This window comes from Sulfurospirillum halorespirans DSM 13726, from assembly GCF_001723605.1.
Taxonomy (GTDB): domain Bacteria; phylum Campylobacterota; class Campylobacteria; order Campylobacterales; family Sulfurospirillaceae; genus Sulfurospirillum; species Sulfurospirillum halorespirans.
On the sequence record NZ_CP017111.1, the window covers coordinates 1,575,189 to 1,597,771 of the forward strand.

Sequence of the window (22,583 nt, forward strand, 5' to 3'; positions counted from 1 at the left end):
ATTAACGCTCCTGAATCTTCATTTTATGATTGAACCAGTTGAGTATCGCTGATACAAGCAAACTGATAATAAGATAGACGAGCATTGTCATCGAAATAATTTCAATGGCTTGTCCTACTTGGTTGAGAGACGTACCTGCAAAAACAGTCACAATCTCAGGATAACCAACGGCTGTTGCCAATGAGGAGTTTTTAATAAGATTGAGATATTGATTAATAATCGGAGGGATAGAAATACGAATAGCTTGTGGTAAAACAACCAATTTTAAAGATTGGTAAGGACTAAAGCCGAGTGAAATAGCCGCCTCTTTTTGTCCATGGCTGACTGCTTCAATGCCTGAACGTACGGCTTCAGCAATGAACGTAGCCGTGTAAATGGTGAGCGCAAATGTCAGTGCTAAAAACTCAGGTGAAAGTGTTTTTCCCCCTTTGAAGTTAAAGCCCATCAGCTCTGGATAACTAAAATTAAGGTGTGAACCACCGATAAAATACGCCAATACGGGAAAAAGAATCAACATGCCTATCGCAAAAGGGAAGACCATAAAATCTTTTCCTGTGGCTAATTTGCGTCTGTTCGCCCATGTATTAAGCACAATGGAAGCAATGAATGCGGCAATGACGCTTGCAAGCATTGTAAAAAACGTTGCATTGTATTCGGGTAATGGAAAGTAAAGTCCGCGATTGTTAATAAAGAAAATGTCGAAAAAATTAAAACTCTGTTTGGGACTTGGCATAGCACGCAGTACAACGTTGTACCAAAAGAGTATTTGAAGTAAAAGAGGGATATTTCTAAAAAAATCAATATAGGCTTTCGCAAGTCTTGCAATGAGCCAGTTGTTTGAAAGTCGCAAAATACCGATCAGTAGACCTACAATAGTGGCACACAAGATGCCTACAAAAGCGATAATAAGGGTATTCAGAAGTCCCACAACAAAAACACGCCCATGGGTGTTTTCTTCCGTGTAGGCAATAGGCGATTGGTCGATGCCAAATCCTGCGGTTCCATCCAAAAAGCCAAAGCCTGTTTGAATGCCTCTTTGTTCTATATTGGACATGGTGTTGGTACCAATATACCACAAAAAAGCAACCAAGCCAATAACGGTTAATAGTTGGAAAAAAATTCCTCGAATCTTTTGATTTCTCAAAAGTGCTAACATACGTGTCCTTTAATAGTTAAAATCAAAGGGCAGCGAACTGCCCTTTTTGCATCTTTGAATAGAGTGACGAACGACTATCTAAAAGGAGGCGCGTATTGTAATCCGCCTTGATTCCAAAGGGCATTATAACCACGTGCGATTTTAAGAGGAGAACCAGCCCCTACAGTTTTATCAAATGATTCACCGTAGTTACCGACTTGTTTAACGATGTTATACGCAAAATCTTTTTTAAGACCTAAGTTTTCACCCATTTGACCCTCAACACCTAAAAGACGTTTGATGTCTGGATTGTCAGATTTAAGCATTGCATCAGCGTTTGCACTGGTAACGCCTGATTCTTCAGCAGTTAACATGGCATAGAATGACCATTTAACAATGTCAAACCATTTATCATCACCTTGTCTAACAACAGGTCCTAAAGGCTCTTTAGAGATAACTTCTGGAAGAACGATAGACTCATCTGGTTTAGCCAATTTGATTCTCAAACCGTAGAGTTGAGATTGGTCAGAGGTTAAAACATCGCATCTACCTGATTCATACGCTTTAACAACTTGATCGTTGGTATCGTAAGAGACAAGTTTGTATTTCATTTTGTTGCTTCTAAAATAATCAGCTACATTAAGCTCTGTTGTGGTTCCTGTTTGAAGACAAATAGAAGCACCATCTAGCTCTTTAGCACTCTTAACACCAAGTTTTTTAGTAACCATAAAGCCTTGACCATCGTAATAGTTCACAACCATAAAGTTAAGACCAAGGGTAGTGTCTCTGGTTTGTGTCCATGTTGTATTACGTGAGAGCATATCGATCTCGCCTGATTGAAGCGCTGTTAAACGCTCTTTTGCATTGAGCGCAATGTATTTAACTTTTTTAGCATCGCCTAAAACTGCTGCTGCTACGGCACGACATAAATCAACATCGATACCTTTATAAACACCATCACCGCCTACTTCAGAAAAGCCTGGAAGCCCACCGTCAACACCACATTTTACGAAACCTTGTTTTTGTACTTCGCTGAGTGTATCAGCACTGAGTGTTGTTGAGCCAAGACCCAAAACTGTAATTGTTGCTAAAGAGATTTTAGCGAGTTTAGAACGTAACATCATTATCTTCCTTTCAAAGTTGATGCAAGAATTCTAACACTAAATTTTATTTTTTGGCGAAAAAACTGCCTATTTATTAATCACCACAATTAGGTGAGTAAAATCTACATCCTATTGAAACTATGTTCATTTTTTGCACATTCTTTTGTTAGTTTTACTTTGAAACAACTTTGTAATTTTAAGCCATCCTTTGTGACACATCTTAAAACTTTATAACTCCATTTGGCTATTCAATTCTCTTTAAAGCCAATCTCAATATAATAAATAAAAATTCAATTAAGGGTCATTTATGAGTTCTTGGACGCGCGCATCATGGAGAGAGAAACCAATTAAGCAACAACCAACCTATACCAACCAAGAGTTGTTAAAAAGTGTTGAGCAAGAACTGAGCAAATATCCGCCCCTTGTTTTTGCAGGAGAAGTGAGACAACTCAAAGCCTCATTAGCCGATGTGGTTGCAGGAAAAGCTTTTTTGCTTCAAGGTGGAGATTGTGCTGAGAGTTTTAGCGAATTTAATGCGGTCAATATTCGCGATATGTTCAAAGTCATGCTTCAAATGGCGGTTGTTTTAACCTTTGCTGGTGGCTGTCCTATCGTTAAAGTAGGGCGACTAGCCGGTCAATTTGCTAAACCTAGATCATCTGATTATGAAGAGATGGACGGTGTTTCACTTCCAAGCTATCGTGGAGACATTATTAACGATATCGAATTTACAGAAGAGTCACGTGTTCCAAACCCAAAAAGAATGTTAAAAGCTTACAATCAATCCGCAGCAACGATGAACCTTTTACGTGCTTTTTCACGCGGTGGTTTGGCAGATCTTCATCAAGTCCACAAATGGACATTAGGCTTTGTCTCTGCAAGCCCTTTGGGAGAGCGTTATCAACACCTTTGTGACCGCATTTCTGAGACATTGGCGTTTATGGAAGCGTGTGGCATCACCTCTGCCAATACCCCAAATATCAACGAAACCGTCGTTTATACCTCGCATGAAGCGTTGCTTTTGAACTACGAAGAGGCGTTGACACGCCAAGACAGTTTAACAGGTGATTGGTACGACTGTTCCGCACACATGCTCTGGATTGGGGATCGTACCCGTGATGTGGATGATGCACATGTGGAATTTCTCACAGGCGTTAAAAATCCTATCGGCATCAAAGCGGGTCCTAGTATGACCGCGGAGGGTTTAATGAAGCTTATCTACAAACTCAACCCTGAAAATGAGCCAGGACGTCTCAATATCATCGTGAGAATGGGCGCAGACAAGATCGAAAAAGAGTTCCCAAAATTGGTTCAAGCCGTTAAAGCTGCAGGCGCACATGTCCTTTGGAGCATTGACCCGATGCACGGCAACACCATTAAAGCCTCTAACAACTACAAAACACGCTCGTTTGATGAAGTGCTTCGCGAAGTCAAAGGCTTCTTTAAAGTCCATGAAGAAGAGGGCACCTTCCCTGGTGGCGTTCACTTAGAGATGACCGGTCAAGATGTGACTGAGTGTATCGGTGGCGCACAAGAGATCACGGAAGAGAAACTCGCATGTCGCTACCACACCCAGTGCGATCCACGCCTCAACGCCAACCAAGCCCTAGAGCTTGCATTCCTCATCGCAGACTCCCTCAAAGCCGCGCGTCAACGATTTTTAGCGCAATAAAACTGCTTTACATGTAAAGGTTTTGCCTTTACATGTAAACTCATCTTCCACTCAACCAATCACTCTTAGAGAACGGATACTGCTTTTTAAACTCAGCTTCATCAAAATCAAAACGATAATTTTCCATATAGGCTTTGATTAACTGGTACGCATCGTTGATCTCTTGAAATTTGGCTGTATCACCATTTTGGGCATCGGGGTGGAACTCTTTTGAGAGGGATAAATAGAGTTTGTGAAGGGTTTTTCTGTCAGTTTTGGCGACAACACCCAAGGTTGTGAGCGCTTTTTCAAAATCGCTGTACTCTAAACCTTGGATCATTGTTGCTCCTATAAGATCTTTTTAGCTCTGCGTTTGCGCTCTTTTTTCTTATGTAACCAGATATAAATAGCGGCAAAAATGACGATAAAAATAATCACTGCAATGGTAATGGTATGCAAATGTTCATTGAGCAGTGCTTCATTTTGACCAAAGTAATAGCCTAAAAACGTCAAGATGCTGACCCAAATGGCGGCACCAAAGCCAGTGTAAAAACAAAAAAGCCACACATTCATCCGCGCAAGCCCCGCAGGAAGCGAGATGTAATGGCGAATGACAGGAATCAGTCTTCCTGTAAAGGTTGAAAATGAGCCGTGTGTTTTGAAAAAAACTTCCACTTTTTCCAGTGTTTCAGGCTTGAAAAAAACGTAATGTCCGTATTTTAAAATGAGCTTTCGACCCAGTTTCACCGCTAAATAGTAATTCAAAAGTGCGCCTGCAATGCTTCCAAGTGTACCAAGCACAATGACAATCACCAAATTCATCTCACCTTTGGCACACAAATACCCAGCAGGAATCATCACCACTTCACTTGGAAGCGGGAAAATACTGCTTTCAATGAGCATCATCACAAAAATACCAACGTACCCAAAAGCTCCAACCGTCTGAACAATCCAATCAATAATCGCGTGCATAAAACTCCTACTTTTTGTTAATTAACACGAACTTCAACCTCTTTGCCTTGCCATAAACCATGCTTCGTGCAGTAGCATTGAGCATTGAAATGGTAGACGTCTTTGCTCGGAACAATAGAAAAAGCCACTTCTGCATTACCTTTTCGCTCTTCCGCACTTACGATGCACGCTGCCAGTTCGACTTTGGCAAGCATGTGGTCTGCATCAAAGAGCGTAATGGTCGAGATGTAATGGTTAAAATCATCAATATGCGCATGCTCACTTCCGACACGAACGCGCACAAAGGCAGGAATACCTTTTTGCAGCGCTGTATCACAGTAGATGTACGGCGTATGTTTATCGATAAAATCTTTACGTGCTTCGCGCTCTTCTGGACTGAATGTTTCGGGTGTAAAAATTTTTGGCATGATTAATCCTTTCTTTAAGGTTGTGCAATCCTACAATGAATATCTTTAAAAATTGAAATACTTAAGCTTTTAATTCAATCATACGGTCGCTACACCAGACGGCCAAATTTTTATCGTGGGTGATCAGCAAAATGCCCACTTGGTCTAAAAACTGCATCAGTAATTGCATTACATGTAAGCCTGTAATGTTATCGAGCGCAGAAGTGGGTTCATCGGCTAAAATGAGGGAAGGTTTCATTAAAAGTGCCCTTAAAATAGAACATCTTTGAAGCTGTCCACCGCTGAGTTGATGGGGCTTTTGAGCCAATACATCAGGGTCAAGATCGAGTGAATGACACAACTGGTGCAAATCATGCAACGGAGCGACGTCGCTGATTTGGTTGATGATCGTATAGGTTGGATGAAAAGAGGTGTAGGGGTCTTGGAAAATTTGCGAAAGTTTTGAGGTCGTGATCGTGCCACTTTTGGCTTTAAGATTTCCCGCAATCAGTTCAAAAAGTGTGCTCTTGCCACTGCCGCTCTCGCCCAAGATCGAGACAACTTCTCCGATGTTTACATGTAAAGAGAAATTGTCATACAAAAGCTTGGAATGAGCGTAAGCAAAACTTAGGTTTTCAATGCGTAAAACCTCTTGGTTCATGCGCGAATCTGCCCTTTACCGTAGACTTTAAATTTGTAAGTCGTTAGGTCGTTAATGCCCATGGGACCACGTGCATGCAGCTTATTGGTGCTGATGCCCACTTCTGCACCAAAACCAAACTCGCCGCCATCGGTGAAGCGGGTTGAAGCGTTGATGTAGACACACGCTGCGTCCACTTCATTGAGGAAACGCTCCGCCGTCGTATAGTTCTCACTTAAAATCGCCTCAGAATGCGAAGAGCCAAACTGCGCAATATGCGCAATCGCTTCATCAACACTCTCCACGATCTTGATATTCAGCGCATTGCTGAGATGCTCGGTATGATAATCCTCATCGCTGGCACGCTTTACATGTAAAAGTTTTTCGCTCTTTTCACATCCTTTAATCACAGCTCCTGTGCGATCCAGTGCCTCTTTCATGCGCGGTAGAAAATCTTCTGCAATCGCTTCATGAACCAAAAGCGTTTCCAGCGAATTGCACGCACTCGGGCGTTGGCATTTGGCATTGAGGACTATTTCTATCGCTTGGTCTAAATTTGCCTCTTTATCAACAAACGTATGACACACACCTTTGTCATGTTTGACCACAGGAACGGTCGCATTTTCACTCACGTAACGAATCAGCGCTTCGCCACCACGTGGGATGATAAGGTCAACATATTTATCCATTTTAATAAGTTTTGCAACTCCCTCACGGCTGTAATCGGGTAAAAGCGAGATGATCTCTGTTGGAAGGTTGAATTTTTCAAGTACCTCTTGCAACAATGACGCGATGATGGCATTACTGTAAAATGCCTCTTTCCCGCCTTTGAGCACGCACGCATTGCCACTTTTAAAGCAGAGCGCTGCGGTGTCACTCGTGACATTGGGACGACTCTCATAAATGATGGCAATCACACCAATTGGAATGCTTACTTTTTCAATTCTAAGTCCACTTGATACAACCCAACCCTCTAAAATACGCCCAACGGGCTCTTTAAGGGCAGCGATTTCACGAATCGCATTTGCCATCTCCGTAATGCGTTTTGGATTGAGTAAAAGGCGATCAACGAGAGCAGAACTGAGGTTGTTTTTTTTGGCTTCATCTAAATCTTTTTGGTTTTCTGTGATGATGCGCTCACTGTGTGCTTCCAACGCATCTGCCATGTGCATTAAAACATCGATTTTTGTTTTAGGATCAAGTGTCGCAATGATACGACTAGCAGATTTGGCGTGTTCTAAAAAATTTTGCACGTTCTTTCTTCCTTAGAGTGGAATTTAACCGCGATTTTACCACGTTTGTATTTAATATGTCATAAGTATGATCGGGGTATAATAGTTACCATTAACAGATAATTAACGAAGGGATACAAAATGCAGCAAATTTACGATTTAGTCATTATCGGTGGAGGTCCTGGAGGCATTGGTGCAGCGGTTGAAGCAAAAGTCCTTGGACTTAAGCATATCATGATGATTGAAAAGGGTGACAACCATTCGCAAACCATTCGCAAATTTTACAAAGATAATAAACGCGTTGATAAAAATTACAAAGGTCAAGAGATTGAACTTCAAGGTTCGATCGATTTTCGCGATGGCACCAAAGAGAGCACGCTGAACTACTTTGATTCACTTTTGGATAGAGGTGAAATTGACTCTGCGTTTAACGCTGAAGTGGAGAGCATCGTCAAAGAAGATGGTGAGTTTCGCATCGTCACAACCAAAGCAGGGTATCGCGCAAAGCATGTCATTGTCGCCATTGGAACGATGGGAAAACCTAACAAACCTGATTACACACTGCCGCTTTCACTCAAAGAGCGCATCAATTTTAACCTCGACAAATGTTCTCAAAATGAAAAATTACTCATCGTGGGTGGCGGAAATTCCGCTGTTGAATACGCCATAGAGCTTTCTAAAACCAACAATGTCACCCTCAATTACCGTCGTGACACGTTTAGTCGTCTTAATGAGATCAATCTTGAGCTGATTCAAGAGTACAACGGACAAGAGAAACTTCGTCTGCGCCTTGGAATGGATATCGTCTCAATTGAGAATGAAAACGGTCTGGTCAAAGTCAATTTTAGCGATGGGTATTATACGATTTACGATCGTGTCATTTATGCCATTGGCGGCACAACGCCGGTTGATTTTCTGAGAAAATGTGGCATTACCCTTGATAATGATGGTAAGCCAGAATTTGATGAAAATTTTGAAACCAAAACCAAAGGGCTTTACTTAGCAGGCGACATTGCAGTTAAAAGTGGTGGAAGCATTGCGATTGCGCTCAACCACGCCTATCATATTGTGTCACACATCTTAAAATCAAACTAACGAAGGCACCCACGAATGGCTCTTACTTCTTCTCAGGTTTTAAATATCGCACTCGGATTCGCTATTGTCGTTGGAGGCTTTGCCTCCGCTCAATACGGTAATTTTGGTGGAATTTCCTATGATGAACTCACCGAAAAGTACATCAGTAAAAGCGATGTCAAATTTAGTGATCTTCCACTTGAAGTGCAAACGCAGTACATCGATAAAGAGGCAACCATAGAGCAGAGCAAAGATGGCACGTTGTTTGAAGATGCCTATTACGATGAGCAAGGCAAATCTATTCCCGAGTCCGAACTTTCCAAGCAAGATTTTAAACGCATGATCAATAAACTGCAAAAGACCCTTCTTTTTCTACAACATGACAATCTTTTAATGTCCAATGAAAAAAGTGAACTCACCAAAAAAGTGGAAGAGCAACAAAACGAACTCGAAGAACAACGCAATCAATGGACCAATAAAAGCACCGAACGCCTAAACGAAGCCGAACAGCAACACTATCGCAACATCAGCGATCTGACGATGAAGATCAATGAGCTTCAAAAAGAGAATGTCATGATCTCCCAAAAAGCCAATATCGAAGCCAATACCTTGCGTAGCCAAATCGAAGAGCTCAGAGCCAAAGCCGTTGACGATGAAGATAAAAAACAGATAGCCATTGCAAAAGCCAGAGAAGAAGAGCAGTCAAAATTGGGTGACTATAAAGAGAAAATTAAATTTTTAAACGATCAAATCGCCCTTTTAAATGAGCAAATCAATACAACCAATGAAACCGCTAAAAGTGCTTTTGCTCGCAAACAAGAGGAGATTACAAAACTCAAAGAAGAGATCGTGCTTGCGGCAAAAGAGAAAAATGAGATCATGAGTAAGCAGACGCAAACGCTCGTGATTAATGAGCAAAAACATAAAGAAGAGATCGCAAAATACACCAAAACGATTGAGCAACTCAAAGTCGATACGGAAAAATTGATTGCGCAAAATCGTCAAGATATGCTCTCTCAAGATGCCGAGCATGCGAAAAAAATGGTACTGCAAGAAGAGAAAATTAAAAGTGTCAATACAGAACTTGCGAGTGCTAAAAAACACATTGACGCTTTGATGTTAGAGAATGAAAAAGATTTTAATAAATTTAGAACCTATCTTGAAGATGAGAAAAAGCTCAATAAAGAGCTAAGTGTCGCAAATAAAACCCTCGAAGAGAGTGCTCAAAATAGTGAAAAAACGCTCAATGTTTCCATCTTAAAACTCAAAGAAGAGATCGCTAAAAAAGAGAGTAGCATCAAAGAGCTCAACGATAAAATTATCCTTCTCAACAACGAAAAAGCCAATTTTGACATTGAAGTGAAAAAACGTGTTGATGAAAACGACAAAATTCACAATAAAAATTACAAAGTCTTTAATGAAAAAATAGCCAATTTTGACGCTTCCAAAAAAGAGCTCATCGAAAAACTTGAAAAACAGATGAATGAGTACAAGTCCGCTTCCACGGAGAACAGCGAGCGCGTTCAGTTTCACATCAATGAACTTGCAACCTCCAACAACGAACTCAAAGCCAAAAATGACGAAAAAGAGAAAGAGCTTCAAAGCTTAAAAACGCAAATTGTTTCCTTTAGAACTGAGACGCAAAAAGGCAAAGAGAGCGATGAGAGCAAGCTTAAAGAGCTTCGTGCAACGCTTGAAGAGTTAAAAGCCAGCAGCAAAGCAAAAGAGAGCGATTTCATTGCTAAATTGCAGTTACTTCAATCAGAGATCAAAGAAAAAGAGGGTGTGATCACATCAGCGAAAAAAGAAGAAGCTCTGAAAATCGCTGCTTTGGAAAAAGAGATCAAAACTAAAGCGATAGATCTTCAAAAAATTCAAACGGAAAATGCGCGTCATGAAGGTACGATTCAAACCTTACATGTAAAGCTCAAAGATGCAGAAGATAACGCAACCAAAGCAACCAGTAAAAACGTCGAGGAGCTCAAAGCGAAAGTGGCAACGTTTGAGAAAAATCGTGTCAGTGAAGATGCCAAGATGGTCGGACTTAAAGATGAGCTTCGTCGCAAAGAGATTGAGTATTTGGACATCATCAAAGAGAAAGACAAAGAGCTCAAAATCAAAGAGGCGACGATAGTGGCAAATAAAGAGGGAACGAAAAAGATAGAAATGCTCAAAGCATCAACCGAAGAGAACCTCACAAAATTTAAAGAGGAGTTCAAACAAAAAGAGCTTCAACGCCTCGCCGAAATCAAAGTGCTTCAAAGTGACCTTAAAAACAAAGAGAGCCAATTATCAGCGTTTAGCAAAGAAGATTCTCTTAAAAGCAGTGCTTTGGAAAAAGAGCTAAGAGCCAAAGAGGCGACCATCGTTGCCAACAAAGAAAATTATAAAAAAACAGAAACGCTCAAAGCTTCCTTGGAGGAGAATTTAGCCAAACTCAAAGAGGAGTTTAAACAAAAAGAGCTCCAACATTTAGAAGCCACCAAAGCCTTGCAAACAGAATTAAAAGCCAAAGAGAGCCAACTAGGTTCTAGTAAAAAAGATGAAACGCTGAAAATCATAGCGCTTGAAAAAGAGCTCAAAGCCAAAGAGAGTGCGCTTGCTCAAAGCCAAGAAGAGCTGAACAAACGCATAGCATCCAATGAGCAGACGATTAAAACGCTCAATGAAAAAATCAAACTTTTAGAGACAGCCACACCAAAAGTAGCTGCTAAAGCAACGACACCAGCACCAAAAGGTCAAAAATTAACGATGATAGACAAGGTGACATGTACAGACATGGGAACGGGCGTGAATGCCATCTCTGAAGCGTGTAAAAAAGAGGTACAAACCGTTCTTGCAAAATACGACAGCAGCTACTTCTTTGAAGTTGCACCGATTGTAGATAATGGCGGTTTTGCATCGCTCAAACTGATCAAAAGCAAAAAAGTGGGCGTTGAAGATACGGAGATCGATCGTATCAGCGGACTTGCCAACATCGGACTTGGAAAAGCCAGAGCCAAAGCAGGCGGTGATTTGGTCGAATCTTACGTTGGCGAGGGGGCAAAAATCAGTTATGCACTCTCAAACATCGAACAAGATAAAGCACGAGGCTTCCAAATCAGGGTGTACCACTAAATCATGAATCTGTTTCAACCAAAGCAAGGGTATCGTTACAACAGCGACACCCTTTTACTGTACGATTTTATCAGCTCATTTGCACCAAAGGGTGAACTTTTGGACGTGGGTTGTGGCTGTGGTATTTTGGGACTGTTGCTCAAACGCGATTTTCTTCATTTACATGTAAGCCTTTTGGACATTCAATTTCTCAATTGTGAAATCGCCAAAGCCAATGCCAAAGCCAATCTTTTAGCGATAGAAAACATTACATGTAAAGATTTTTTAGAAGCAATATTTGAGCATAAATGGGACATGATTGTCTCTAATCCTCCTTTTTACCATAAAGGTGGTGTTAAAAATGAAGACAATGCCCTTTTCCTAAGTCGCCACAGCAGCGCACTTCCATTTGATGCCTTTGCCAAAAAAGTGAGTAAAACGCTCTCCAATCGGGGATATTTTTGTTTCTGCTATGATGCGAAACAGATAGACCACGTGATGGCGTCACTGCTTGGAAATGGACTCAATGTCGAAGACCTCTGTTTTGTCTATCCTAAAGAGGAGAAAGAGGCATCGTTGGTGTTGGTACGTGCGCGTAAAAACTCAAAAACACTCTGTAAAATTCATCCACCGCTTTTTATCTATACGGGTGAGCATATCAGCGTGCGTGTGAAAGCTATTTTTGAACAATCTGCCACAAAGAGTTGTGAATGGAACACTTGATGAAATGCGAAGGCTATCCGTATGCGTTTGATCCCAACGCCTGTCAAAACTGCTCGGGAAAGTGTTGTATTGGAGAGAGTGGATACATTTGGGTCACACACGAAGAGATAAACGCTATTGCTTTGAAACTTTCTTTGTCCAAAGAGGCATTTATCAATAACTATTTACTAAAAATTCGCTATCGTTTCACGATCAAAGAGATCGCATACGAAGGCGGCTATGGTTGCGTCTTTTTCGATATGGAAAAAAAGATGTGTCGTATCTATGACGTACGCCCACAACAGTGCCGTACATTCCCTTTTTGGGAATATTTTAAAGAAAATATTGACGAGGTAGTCACAGAATGTCCCGGTATTATTCGCTTATAGTCGTTCTTGTTTTATTGGTGGGATGTAGCACCAAAGAGGTTGTTATTACGAACGAAACTACTAAAAAGGTTTTTGAAGAAGAGGATAATCTTATTTTGCAGGCGTTAGATTATCAGCAAAATGGCGATTATGTCAACGCGCGCAAAATTTATCATGCTCTGTATGAACAGAGCCAAAAGAAAGTGTACCTCACCGAAGATGCAGGGCTTGCCTTTGTCTTGGGCGATCCTGATGCGCACGATCTGATTGTACAAGGGATCAAAAAATACCCCGATGAGAAAAACTTCAACCGTCTTTTGGTGGGACAATTGGTCAAAGAGAAGCGCTATGAAGAGGCTGAAAAAGAGATACTCAGGCTCATAGAATTCAATAAAAGTGTCCAACATCTCAGCATCGCGGGCAATCTGTATTTGCAAATGAAAGCGTATGATTTGGCACTCAAATACTTTGAAAGTGCTTACAAACAAGAGCAAAACGAAGATATTTTGATCAACATTGTCGAGCTGTTAAACCGCTTCTTAGGACGCAAAGACGATGCCATTGCCTACTTAGAAACCTATGCCAATATGGAAGGGTGTGGCAATACTGTCTGTTACAAACTGGTTGAGATTTATGGACGTGATCGCAATGTTCAAGGATTAATTGCTACCTATAAAAAACTCTACAAAGAGGAACAAAGCGAAGAGATAGCCAAGAAAATTGTTGAACTGATGCTGTACATTAAAGATGTCAAAGGGGCAACAACCTTTTTGGAGAAAACAGGCTTTAACCAAGACATGCTGCTTCAAATCTATGCGACACAGAAAAAATTCAAGGAAGCCTATATATTGGCTGAAAAACTCTACGATGAGAGTAAAAATCTTGATTATCTAGGGAAAATGGCTATTTATGAGTATGAACTCAATAAAACAAAGCTGGCGCCTGAAACCTTGCAATCAATTTCGCGTAAATTTAATGAAGTGACCAGTTTGTTGAAAGACCCTGTTTATCTTAACTACTATGGGTATCTGCTCATTGACCATGATATTGACATTGCAAAAGGGATTGCACTGGTGCAAGAAGCGCTTAGATTAGAGCCAAATTCTCCTTATTATCTTGACTCCTTGGCATGGGGGCTCTACAAACAGGGTCAATGCGATGAGGCATATAATATCATGAAATATTTTGGTGAGCATGTGATGGAAGAAGAGGTCATCGCGCATATTGAAGCGATTAAAAAATGTTTGAAAGAGAAAAAATGATTTTAGACGAAATTATCAAACGCACGCGTGAGGATTTAGAAAAGAAGAAAAAAGAGTACACGATTGATTGGTTAGGTAGAAGCCTTGCATTTAACCCGTTTATGCCACGTGATGTGAAGCCTTATCTTAAAGCAACGCCTCAAAATCCGTATCGTATCATTGCCGAAGTGAAAAAAGCCAGCCCTAGTAAAGGGGTGATCAAAGCTGATTTTGACCCTCTGTTGATTGCCAAAGCGTATGAATTAGGAGGTGCTGATGCTATCTCTGTGCTTACTGAGCCTCATTATTTTCAAGGAAACTTGGAGTACTTAACCCAAATTCGTCGTTATGTTCCCACACCCTTGTTGCGTAAAGATTTCATTGTTGATGAGTACCAAATCTTAGAAGCGCTGGTGTATGGGGCTGATTTTATCTTATTGATCGCAAAAGCGCTCTCCAAAGCAGAACTCAAGCACCTTTTAGAGTACGCATTACGACTAGGGCTTGAAGTTTTAGTCGAAATTCATGACAAAGAAGACCTCGTTAAAGCCATCTTTGCAGGAGCAAATATCATCGGAATTAACCACCGAAACCTAGAGACCTTTGAGATGGATATGAGTTTAACCGAGAAACTGATGCCACTCATTCCGCAAGGAAAAATCATCGTGGCAGAGAGCGGATTGAATGACAAAGAGACGATTCAGCACTTAAGTAAAATCGGTGCGGATGCCTTTTTAATTGGTGAACATTTTATGCGTCAGCCTGATATTCAAACAGCGCTCGAAGCCTTTAAGAAAGTTGACTAATGGATTACATGTATGCTCCTTGGAGGGATACTTATTTTAGTGATAAACCCGAAGGGTGCGTCTTTTGCAACATAAGTGAGCATCCAGAGCTGGATGAGCAGCATCATGTTTTGTACCGCGATGTACTCTGCTTTATCGTCATGAATCGTTATCCTTACACGCCTGGGCATTTTATGGTGATTCCACATCATCACACCGATGCGGTTGAAACACTGGAACCCGAAGTGTGGCTGCATCTCTCGTTCATCGTGCAACGCTGTGTGAAGATGCTTAAAGAGGGTATTGGCGCGCAAGGGGTGAATCTTGGGATGAACCTTGGCAAAAGTGGCGGAGCAGGCATTGCAGAGCACATTCACTACCATGTGATTCCACGTTGGATGGGCGATACCAATTTTATTACCACCATCGCTGACACCAGAGTTTATGGAACCGATTTTGAAAAAATCTATACCCATCTTAAAGGTCTCGTTCCTGAGTATCTGGCATGCTGATTGAGCTTGACATTGACACCTTTATTTCCCAGAAATCAGAGTTTGATCTTTTAATCGACGCTCGTAGCCCCAAAGAATTTTATGAATCCCACATCGCAGATGCTCAAAACTTTTATGCCCTGAGTGACGCAGAACACCAAGAAGTCGGCACACTCTACAAACAAGTCTCACGCAATGACGCAAAAATACTGGGTGCTCGTTACATTTGCCAAAATGTAGCATCGCATCTTGAACGAATCGCAAAAGAGTACAAAATCGGCTCAAAAATCGGCATCTATTGCGCTAGAGGAGGGCTGAGATCAAGCTCTATCGCGATTATCCTCTCGCACATTGGCTATCAAGTCTACAGACTTCAAGGTGGCTATAAACAGTACCGTATGCATGTGCTCACCTTTCTTGAAAATTTACCCCATCACCATTTCATCGTCCTTGGTGGCAATACGGGCTGTGGAAAAAGTGAACTCTTGCAATCGCTTCATCCTTCCATCGATCTTGAAAACCTTGCCAACCATCTGGGTTCGAGCTTTGGAAGTATTAAAGGCGCACAACCCAGTCAAAAAGCGTTTGAAAATAGTTTATGCGAAATTTTACATACAATTGATCCTAATGCCACGATATTCATTGAAGCTGAAAGTAAACGCATGGGCAAATGCACCATTCCAGCGCTTTTACATGTAAGAATCTTAGAAGGGTATCGTGTCGAAATTACGGCACCGCTTGCGCAACGCGTTGAGCGAATACTTAAAGACTATCAGATGATTACGCCTGCCTTTTTTTACCAATCGATGCAGATGATTGCGCCGTACATTAAAAAAACCGTGAAAGACGATGTTTTACGCGCATACGAAGAGGGCGATCTTGCGCAAGTCGCGAAGATACTTTTGGTTGAGTATTATGATCTTGTCTATAAAAAACCGCGTCATAGCGATATAACCCTTGATAATGCCGATGAAATGGCAACTTTGGAAGCTCTTAGATCTTTACATGTAAAACGCTCAGCCGTTTAAACCCCACCTCCTTTTAAGTTTTTTTTTATCCACAAAATGCCACAATAATACCAACTATAGTTCAGTATTATTTAAGAGGAGTATTTGTATGAAAGTATTATTGGCATCGCTTGTGTGTGCATCGTCACTGTTTGCGCATTTTCAAACCGTTATGACAGATAAAACCGTCATTGAGCAAGGTGGGAACACGAAAGTTTCTATTCAATACGAATTTACCCATCCCTTTGAGCAAAATCTTATGAACATGGAAAAGCCTAAAGAGGCGGGTGTTTTTATGGACGGAAAAAAGACATCGTTTTTAGGTTCATTCCAAGCTGTCGAAAAAAACAAACTTACGACGTGGAAGAGTGAATATACAATAAAAGAGCCCGGTGTCTATCAATTTTATGTCGATCCTGTGCCTTATTTTGAACCTGCAGAAGAGAAATTTATCCGCCATCAAACCAAAACCATTGTGGACGCCTTTGGCTCAGGCGAGGGTTGGGATAAACCCATTGGTCTTAAAGCAGAAATTATCCCACTTTCTCGCCCTTATTCACTCTATGCAGGCAATCTGTTTAGCGCCCAAGTGCTTTACAAAGGCAAACCCGTTCCAAATGCTGAAGTGGAAGTCGAGTTTTACAACACCAAAGGACTTAAAGCACCCAATGAAATGTACGTCACACAAGTCTACAAAGCTGATAAAAATGGTGTCTTTCATGTCGCACTTCCACTTGAAGGCTGGTGGGGCTTTGCTGCTTTGATGGATGATGATGAAAAAATTAAAAAAGATGGTAAAAGTTACCCTGTTGAGTTGGGTGCGGTGCTGTGGCTCAAAACGGAGGCAATGAAATAACATGCACCTCAGTGAAGGCTTACTCAGACCTGAGATCTTAATCGGTGGAGCAGTCGTTTCGGCTGCTTTTACCCTGTATGCGTTTAAAACACTCAAAGATGACGAGATTCCCAAAACGGCCGTACTTTCAGCGCTGTTTTTTTTGGCGTCGTTCATTCATGTACCCATTGGTCCCACATCGGTGCATCTTGTCTTAGGCGGCATTGTAGGTGCAATGCTGGGTTTTCGTGCTTTTATCGCTATCTTTGTCGCTCTTTTACTCCAAGGCGTTCTTTTTGGCTTTGGCGGACTCACCACACTTGGTATTAATCTTTTCAATCTTGCCACGCCTACGCTGGTCGGCTATTGGCTTTTTATGCTTCCTACCACCAAACGCTGGCAAAAAGATCTGCTCTGGTTTTTAGTCGGTTTCGTTCCTTTAGCCCTTTCTGCCTTCTTACTTTCACTTACCCTAGCTCTCAATGGTGACGCGTTTGTGGATGCCTCAAAACTAGCTCTTTTAGCGCACTTACCGATTATGTTTATCGAAGGATTTATCACGCTTTTTGCGCTTCGTTTCATTGAAAAAGTCTCCCCACATCTTTTACATGTAAAGGAGCATTATGTTACGCATCGGGCTGCTTAGTCTTCTTGTGTTCACAAGTGTGTGGGCGCATAAAATCAACCTTTTTGCCTACGATGAAGCGGGTCTACTCTACGTTCAGAGTTATTTCACCAAATCGTCTCCTTGTAAACAGTGTGTCGTAAAGCTTTTGGATGCAAACCAAAAAGAGCTTTTAGCTTTCAAGACCGATGATGAGGGCAAAGCTTCTGCCAAACTGCCCTCTGCTGAATTTGACATTATCGTCGAAGCAGGTATGGGGCATCAAGCACAAACGCACTACGTCGCACAAAGTCATACCAAAGAAGAGACGAAAACACTACCATCCGACATGCCTTTGGATAAAATGCTCTTAGGATTGGTTATAATTGTTTTTTTCTTTGGAGTACTGTATTGGATCAAACGCAAACCCAGCCACACATAGCTTCCACAACAGCACTTCTTTTAGCGCTGTTGTATAGCACTGTTGTGGCATTACAAGAGCATCTTTATCTCCCCATGCTTCTACCACTGTTGTTGCTTGGCTGGATTCATAAAGCATCACTTGGGAATATTTTCAAGCGACTCTTTTTACTTAATACCTTGATTGCCATCGTCGTTGCAAGCATGCTGTGGCAAAAGAATTATGAGCTTGCACTGCTTGTTTTTTTACGATCCAATTTTATTTTGCTCTTTATTGTGATGCTTTTTCAGGGCAAAGATGAATTTTCCATCGCCATTGCGATGCACCGTTTGCGTCTGCCACATAAACTCACCTCCATCTTCTTTTTCACGGCAAAGTCCATTTTTCTCATCAAACGTGAGTTTTCTCTCTTTAAAAACACGTTACATGTAAGAGGCTTTACTCCTAAAACCAATCTGTTGACCTATAAAACGATGGCGGGATTTGTGGGAATTTTGTTCATTAAAGCGCTGGAGCGTTCATTTTGGCTTCAAAAAGCGATGCAACTGCGTGGTTTTTGTGGCGAAGTCTATACGTTAGAAGCGCATCAAGGCTTTAGCACGTACGATCGTTTGCTTGCATTTATCACGATTTTATCGTTACTTTGGCGACAAGGAGCCCTTTTATGAGCTGTTCGGTTAATATCAAAAATCTCTCCACCTCTCGCGATGGTGTGCGTTTGTATGAAAATGTGACACTGGATGTCTCGCACAAAGAGAAGATCGCCATTATTGGTCCTAATGGGTGTGGTAAAACAACACTTTTGGAGATCATCGCAGGACTTCGACCTTTAGAAGAGGGCACCTTAGAACTCTTTCATCAACCGATGAACTCTTTGGATGAGTTTAAAAGCATGCGTCATCTCATCGGCTACTTGTTTCAAGACTCGGACAATCAATTTTTAGCCCCTGTGGTCGAAGATGATGTCGCCTTTAGCCTTTTAGCCAGTGGTATTTCCAAAGAAGAGGCAAAACTCAAAACAGCGATGATGCTTCAAGACTTGGGCATCTCACATTTAGCGAAAAAGATTGTCTATCATCTCTCAGGCGGAGAGAAAAAACTGGTCGCACTGGCAGGTGTTTTGATTATGGAGCCCAAACTAATGCTTTTGGATGAACCTACTAATGGGCTTGATCAAGCGATGCAACTGCGTTTAATTGATATTTTAGGGCGCATTGATAAGAGTATTATTATTGTCTCGCATCACAAGGAGTTTATTGAGTTGGTGGTCGAAAAGATTTATGAAATCACACCCACAGGACTTAGCTGTTCGGTCAATCTTAAAAATGAGAGTAACCACCACCATGATCATGGCGATCACCCTCATTCACATTAGAGAGTTCTTTTAGAACTCTCAACACGTTTTTAAAGCAAAGCTTTCAAAACTGCGTTAACACTGGGTTTGCCTCGGCGGCACGCCCACGCACCCTTGGTGCTTTTCAAAAAAATGCTCTTAAAACGTTAAAAGAGGTTCTTTCCCAGATGAGAGTTTAACCGCTTCTTTGATGGCGTTGATGTAGCTTAAGCACGAAGGATTGCCATCTTTGTAAGCGATGTCAAAGGCGGTTCCATGATCCACCGATGTTCGCACGACGCCTGCATTGAGGCTTACATTGATGCTTTCGTCAAAATAGAGCGTTTTTAAAGGAATCAGACCTTGATCGTGGTACATACAGACAAAATAGGTAAAATTCTCACGATTGTTTTTTGAAAAAGCAATGTCAGGCACGAGGGGTCCCACAAACACTTCACGTTCTAAAAAATGATTGACTTTTAAGATTGCTTTTTCGATCTCCGCGTCTTCATCCCCAATCACACCATGATCGCCTGCGTGCGGGTTAAGCCCTAAAACAGCGATACGCTCAGCGCCTAATTCTTCATAGACTTTGAGCAAAAAAGGTTTGAGTTTTTTGGCTTTAATCTCATGCGGTACATCGCGCAGTGGAATGTGGTGCGTGTACAAAATGGTAAACATCTCCTCACATCCGAGCATCATAATCGCTTCGCAGCCCAAAAGATCACTCAAAGCATCCGTATGCCCTTTGTATTCCAGTCCTGACATCGCCCATGATTCTTTGTTAATGGGAAGGGTCACGATACCACTCACTTCATTGCTTTTTGCCAGTGCGACCGCGGTGATAAACGAGTCATACGAGCTTTCACCCGCTTCTGCAGTGCACACACCTGGTTCTATCTCAAAAACTTTCCCACAGTCACGTATCTCAAAATCACTTGGAACATCCAATCCTAAAAGCGCGGCTCCCCAGCCCAGCATATTTTCATTGATGCAGTAGAGAGGATAGCAATGCTTTTTCACTTCGTTATGTGAGCGCAAGGCAATTTCTAAGCCAATGCCGTTTAAATCACCAATACTGATGGCTATTTTTTTCATCGTACCAATCCTAACATCTCTTTGACTGCTTGCTCAAAGCCCACAAAAACAGCGCGCGCGATGATGCTTTGACCAATGTTGAGCTCGCTAATCTCGTTGATCTCTAAAATGCGTTTCACATTTTGATAATTAAGTCCATGACCCGCCGCTACTTTAAGCCCCAATTGGTGTGCCAGTTTAGAGGCGCGTTCCAACTCATGCGTTGCATCAAGCAGTTTTACATGTAAAGATTCGCGGTCTAATTCAAGCGTTTTGATACTGTGACGTGAACGTGAAAGATTGGAGTAGAGCATCGCGTAAATATTGGCGTAGGAGCCTGTATGAAGCTCGATCCATTCGGCTTGGATCTCTTTTGCCGCTTCGATCATTGCATTAGTGGGGTCAATAAAAAGTGAAAGCTCGATCTGCTCTTTTTTCAGCCTTTGCGCAATTGCTTTAATGACTTCTTTGTTTTTTACCACATCAAGACCGCCCTCTGTCGTCACCTCTTCGCGTTTTTCAGGGACTAAGGTCGCGCGATGCGGACGCAGTTCTATCACTTTTTTAATGATTTCAGGTGTAATCGAACACTCCAAATTGATAGGTAGCTGGGAAGTTTCAATGATTTTTTTTGCATCATCATCGTTAATATGACGGCGATCTTCTCGTAAATGAATCGTGATTTGATCCGCACCTGCGCGTTTGACTAAAGAGATGGCGTCCAATGGATCAGGATCATTAATCTTTCGCGCTTCTCTTAGCACTGCAATATGATCGATATTTACGCCTAGAAGCATCATTGTATCCTTCGTTTTTTAGGGATTATTATAGCCAAAATATGATTTCTAAAAAATTTCAATGGCTATTTGGGAATATGAATCCGTGTATTATCTAAAATGCCGTACTCAAAATCAGGGTGACAGGCAAAACAGTTTGAAGCATCTTTTACATGTAAAGAGTGATAGATATTTTTATCAATGCTTTTGTGTGTTTCTCTCCAATATGGAACCTTACTCATCGAAATAGGACGCATTTCGCCCAAAGATTCGAGTGTTTTAAAGGCAACTTTGTGCGATGAACTCTCCGCGCTGTGGCTTAAAAGGTACGCTTTGATGCTCATCTGTTCGCTTTTGGTGATGTTATTTTCTCTAATTTGCTCGCCAAAGTGATTATCCAGTCCCTCCATAAGACGTACCCATGAGTCGTGCGGTAACATAAAGGGAGGATAGAGTTTATGGCAGGTGCTACATTTTTCAAAAAAGGCAGGATTTTCTGCTTGAAAATTGCGCTTCTCAAACCTGCTTTGTGTCAAAAATGTCTCGTTAGAACATGCCACGCTATACAGCGTCACCATCGATAACCCAATCACCGCGTAGGCAAAAAGATGGCGTACCATCGAAACCCGCGCATCACTACCTTCTGCTTTTTTATAACCCGTGATCATCGCAAAAAGCATGTGCGTTTTATGGTAAAACTGCTCGATTAAAACACCAACGATGTGAATCAATGCCCAGATAAAAAGCAGATACGAAAGCACTTCATGGAGACTCAAAAGAGAGGAAGAAAACTGAAAATAGTGCTCATTGAGCTCTTTGAAAATCCCACTGCCTTCTTGGATTCCTTGCAAAAGTAGCCCACTGAGAACAATCCAACTCCCCAAGCCTAAAACAATCAGCGTAAACCAACTGGACGCGGCATTGTGCCCCGCATGAATTTTGCGCCATCTGTTTTGAACTTTCTGGACAAAATAGTCTTGAAGCTCTTTGGGGCTTAACGTAAACGTTTTAAACGTGGCATAATTGGGTCCAACAAATCCCCAAATGAGTCGAAAAAGTAACACAATGCCAAAAATAAGACCGAAGGCTAAATGCCATCTAAAAAGATAATGGAAAAATGAGGTACCAAAGGAGAGGAGAAAGGATGTTGCCATAATCCAATGAATAATGCGTGTACACAAAGGCCATACAAAAACTTCATGAATTCTTTTGTTCATTCGTAACTTTCAGATGTTTTTTGATGCGGTAAGACACCAAAAAACATCATACTCAAATTTTTATTTAGTGACGTTAAAGGTGTTGTGAATGTAATTCGCCATCATTTTAATGTCGTAGTCATACCCTTTTTCAGCTAATTTTTTCATGTTATGTTCCATAACATCGTGCTCGGTAGCCGTGGATTGTCCAAGACCGCCGTTTTTAATGTCAAAGAGTGACATCTCAAGTTCTTGAACACTCTGTTTCGTAAGAGCAGGTCCTTTTTTCTCAGCAACCCCTTCACCTTTTGGCCCATGACAGTGTAAACATGTCTCTTTATACACTTGATCTGGTGTGTATTTATAGGTGACAACCTCTGATTTTGGTTTATCGCCACATCCACTTAAAACAACCAAGGCAATGAGTGAGAGTGCTAAATTCATTTTTTTCATGCGTT

25 protein-coding genes are annotated in these 22,583 nt (G+C 41.5%); 14 read left to right on the plus strand and 11 right to left on the minus strand.

Going from position 1 to position 22,583, the window contains the following annotated elements; translation table 11 throughout:
• Position 1: 1 nt before the first annotated feature.
• Together SHALO_RS07920 and SHALO_RS07925 are read right to left on the minus strand one after the other, a co-directional pair.
• Positions 2-1,156 carry an amino acid ABC transporter permease gene (locus tag SHALO_RS07920; protein ID WP_069478057.1) on the minus strand — a complete coding sequence of 385 codons (1,155 nt, stop codon included), beginning with the start codon at positions 1,154-1,156 and terminating at the stop codon, positions 2-4.
• Between the two features lie 74 nt (positions 1,157-1,230).
• Positions 1,231-2,259 carry an amino acid ABC transporter substrate-binding protein gene (locus tag SHALO_RS07925; RefSeq protein WP_202968794.1) on the minus strand — a complete coding sequence of 343 codons (1,029 nt, stop codon included), beginning with the start codon at positions 2,257-2,259 and terminating at the stop codon, positions 1,231-1,233.
• A 286-nt stretch (positions 2,260-2,545) separates the two neighbouring features.
• Between SHALO_RS07925 and SHALO_RS07930 the strand changes: the two genes are divergently transcribed.
• Positions 2,546-3,910, plus strand: coding sequence for a class II 3-deoxy-7-phosphoheptulonate synthase (locus SHALO_RS07930; protein ID WP_069478059.1), 1,365 nt, complete (start codon positions 2,546-2,548; stop codon positions 3,908-3,910).
• Positions 3,911-3,950: 40 nt separating this feature from the next.
• Here SHALO_RS07930 and SHALO_RS07935 read toward each other — a convergent pair whose 3' ends face one another.
• From SHALO_RS07935 to SHALO_RS07955, 5 genes are all read right to left on the minus strand, one after another.
• Entirely contained in the window at positions 3,951-4,229 is a 279-nt protein-coding gene (locus SHALO_RS07935) for a DnaJ domain-containing protein (protein WP_069478060.1), read from the minus strand.
• An 8-nt stretch (positions 4,230-4,237) separates the two neighbouring features.
• A complete protein-coding gene (locus SHALO_RS07940; protein WP_069478061.1) occupies positions 4,238-4,861 on the minus strand; it encodes a DedA family protein in 624 nt (207 codons plus the stop codon).
• A 17-nt stretch (positions 4,862-4,878) separates the two neighbouring features.
• A complete protein-coding gene (locus tag SHALO_RS07945; protein WP_069478062.1) occupies positions 4,879-5,268 on the minus strand; it encodes a desulfoferrodoxin family protein in 390 nt (129 codons plus the stop codon).
• 61 nt (positions 5,269-5,329) lie between these two features.
• Positions 5,330-5,908 carry an ATP-binding cassette domain-containing protein gene (locus SHALO_RS07950; protein ID WP_069478063.1) on the minus strand — a complete coding sequence of 193 codons (579 nt, stop codon included), beginning with the start codon at positions 5,906-5,908 and terminating at the stop codon, positions 5,330-5,332.
• Positions 5,905-7,140 carry a glutamate-5-semialdehyde dehydrogenase gene (locus SHALO_RS07955; protein WP_069478064.1) on the minus strand — a complete coding sequence of 412 codons (1,236 nt, stop codon included), beginning with the start codon at positions 7,138-7,140 and terminating at the stop codon, positions 5,905-5,907. Before SHALO_RS07955 ends, SHALO_RS07950 begins: the two co-directional genes overlap by 4 nt.
• A gap of 120 nt (positions 7,141-7,260) precedes the next feature.
• On the opposite strand from SHALO_RS07955, the gene SHALO_RS07960 reads away from it, so the two are divergent.
• The 13 genes from SHALO_RS07960 to SHALO_RS08020 all read left to right on the plus strand — a co-directional run bounded on the left by SHALO_RS07960 (position 7,261) and on the right by SHALO_RS08020 (position 19,118).
• Positions 7,261-8,214 (plus strand): NAD(P)-binding domain-containing protein, encoded by a 954-nt coding sequence (locus SHALO_RS07960; RefSeq protein WP_069478065.1) that lies wholly within the window; start codon positions 7,261-7,263, stop codon positions 8,212-8,214.
• Between the two features lie 15 nt (positions 8,215-8,229).
• Positions 8,230-11,310, plus strand: coding sequence for a hypothetical protein (locus SHALO_RS07965; protein WP_069478066.1), 3,081 nt, complete (start codon positions 8,230-8,232; stop codon positions 11,308-11,310).
• Positions 11,311-11,313: 3 nt separating this feature from the next.
• Positions 11,314-12,012: a tRNA1(Val) (adenine(37)-N6)-methyltransferase gene (locus tag SHALO_RS07970; RefSeq protein ID WP_069478067.1), complete on the plus strand. Its 699-nt coding sequence runs from the start codon at positions 11,314-11,316 to the stop codon at positions 12,010-12,012.
• The gene (locus SHALO_RS07975) at positions 12,000-12,380 is read left to right on the plus strand and encodes a YkgJ family cysteine cluster protein (protein WP_069478068.1); all 381 of its coding nucleotides are present in this window, start codon (positions 12,000-12,002) and stop codon (positions 12,378-12,380) included. Before SHALO_RS07970 ends, SHALO_RS07975 begins: the two co-directional genes overlap by 13 nt.
• Positions 12,356-13,621 (plus strand): tetratricopeptide repeat protein, encoded by a 1,266-nt coding sequence (locus SHALO_RS07980; protein ID WP_069478069.1) that lies wholly within the window; start codon positions 12,356-12,358, stop codon positions 13,619-13,621. The genes SHALO_RS07975 and SHALO_RS07980 overlap by 25 nt, the downstream gene beginning before the upstream one ends.
• Positions 13,618-14,406, plus strand: a complete 789-nt coding sequence (trpC, locus tag SHALO_RS07985; RefSeq protein WP_069478070.1) for an indole-3-glycerol phosphate synthase TrpC — start codon at positions 13,618-13,620, stop codon at positions 14,404-14,406. The genes SHALO_RS07980 and trpC overlap by 4 nt, the downstream gene beginning before the upstream one ends.
• Positions 14,406-14,897, plus strand: a complete 492-nt coding sequence (locus tag SHALO_RS07990) for an HIT family protein (protein ID WP_069478071.1) — start codon at positions 14,406-14,408, stop codon at positions 14,895-14,897. Before trpC ends, SHALO_RS07990 begins: the two co-directional genes overlap by 1 nt.
• Complete coding sequence (gene mnmH, locus SHALO_RS07995) at positions 14,891-15,904, plus strand: tRNA 2-selenouridine(34) synthase MnmH (RefSeq protein WP_069478072.1); 1,014 nt, start codon at positions 14,891-14,893, stop codon at positions 15,902-15,904. The genes SHALO_RS07990 and mnmH overlap by 7 nt, the downstream gene beginning before the upstream one ends.
• Positions 15,905-15,992: 88 nt before the next feature.
• Positions 15,993-16,739: a DUF4198 domain-containing protein gene (locus SHALO_RS08000; protein WP_069478073.1), complete on the plus strand. Its 747-nt coding sequence runs from the start codon at positions 15,993-15,995 to the stop codon at positions 16,737-16,739.
• Position 16,740: 1 nt separating this feature from the next.
• Positions 16,741-17,364, plus strand: coding sequence for a cobalt transporter CbiM (gene cbiM, locus SHALO_RS08005; protein ID WP_069478074.1), 624 nt, complete (start codon positions 16,741-16,743; stop codon positions 17,362-17,364).
• Positions 17,342-17,764, plus strand: coding sequence for a hypothetical protein (locus SHALO_RS08010; RefSeq protein ID WP_069478075.1), 423 nt, complete (start codon positions 17,342-17,344; stop codon positions 17,762-17,764). Before cbiM ends, SHALO_RS08010 begins: the two co-directional genes overlap by 23 nt.
• Positions 17,734-18,411 carry an energy-coupling factor transporter transmembrane component T family protein gene (locus SHALO_RS08015; RefSeq protein WP_069478076.1) on the plus strand — a complete coding sequence of 226 codons (678 nt, stop codon included), beginning with the start codon at positions 17,734-17,736 and terminating at the stop codon, positions 18,409-18,411. The genes SHALO_RS08010 and SHALO_RS08015 overlap by 31 nt, the downstream gene beginning before the upstream one ends.
• The gene (locus SHALO_RS08020) at positions 18,408-19,118 is read left to right on the plus strand and encodes an energy-coupling factor ABC transporter ATP-binding protein (protein WP_069478077.1); all 711 of its coding nucleotides are present in this window, start codon (positions 18,408-18,410) and stop codon (positions 19,116-19,118) included. Before SHALO_RS08015 ends, SHALO_RS08020 begins: the two co-directional genes overlap by 4 nt.
• 117 nt (positions 19,119-19,235) lie before the next feature.
• On the opposite strand, the gene pdxA is transcribed toward SHALO_RS08020, so the two are convergent.
• From pdxA to SHALO_RS08040, 4 genes are all read right to left on the minus strand, one after another.
• On the minus strand, positions 19,236-20,174 hold the full coding sequence (gene pdxA / locus SHALO_RS08025) for a 4-hydroxythreonine-4-phosphate dehydrogenase (protein WP_069478078.1): 939 nt from the start codon (positions 20,172-20,174) through the stop codon (positions 19,236-19,238).
• Positions 20,171-20,950, minus strand: coding sequence for a pyridoxine 5'-phosphate synthase (locus SHALO_RS08030; RefSeq protein WP_069478079.1), 780 nt, complete (start codon positions 20,948-20,950; stop codon positions 20,171-20,173). The genes pdxA and SHALO_RS08030 overlap by 4 nt, the downstream gene beginning before the upstream one ends.
• A 65-nt stretch (positions 20,951-21,015) precedes the next feature.
• Positions 21,016-22,146: a cytochrome b/b6 domain-containing protein gene (locus tag SHALO_RS08035; protein ID WP_069478080.1), complete on the minus strand. Its 1,131-nt coding sequence runs from the start codon at positions 22,144-22,146 to the stop codon at positions 21,016-21,018.
• Positions 22,147-22,206: 60 nt separating this feature from the next.
• Positions 22,207-22,578, minus strand: a complete 372-nt coding sequence (locus tag SHALO_RS08040) for a c-type cytochrome (protein ID WP_069478081.1) — start codon at positions 22,576-22,578, stop codon at positions 22,207-22,209.
• Positions 22,579-22,583: the final 5 nt, after the last annotated feature.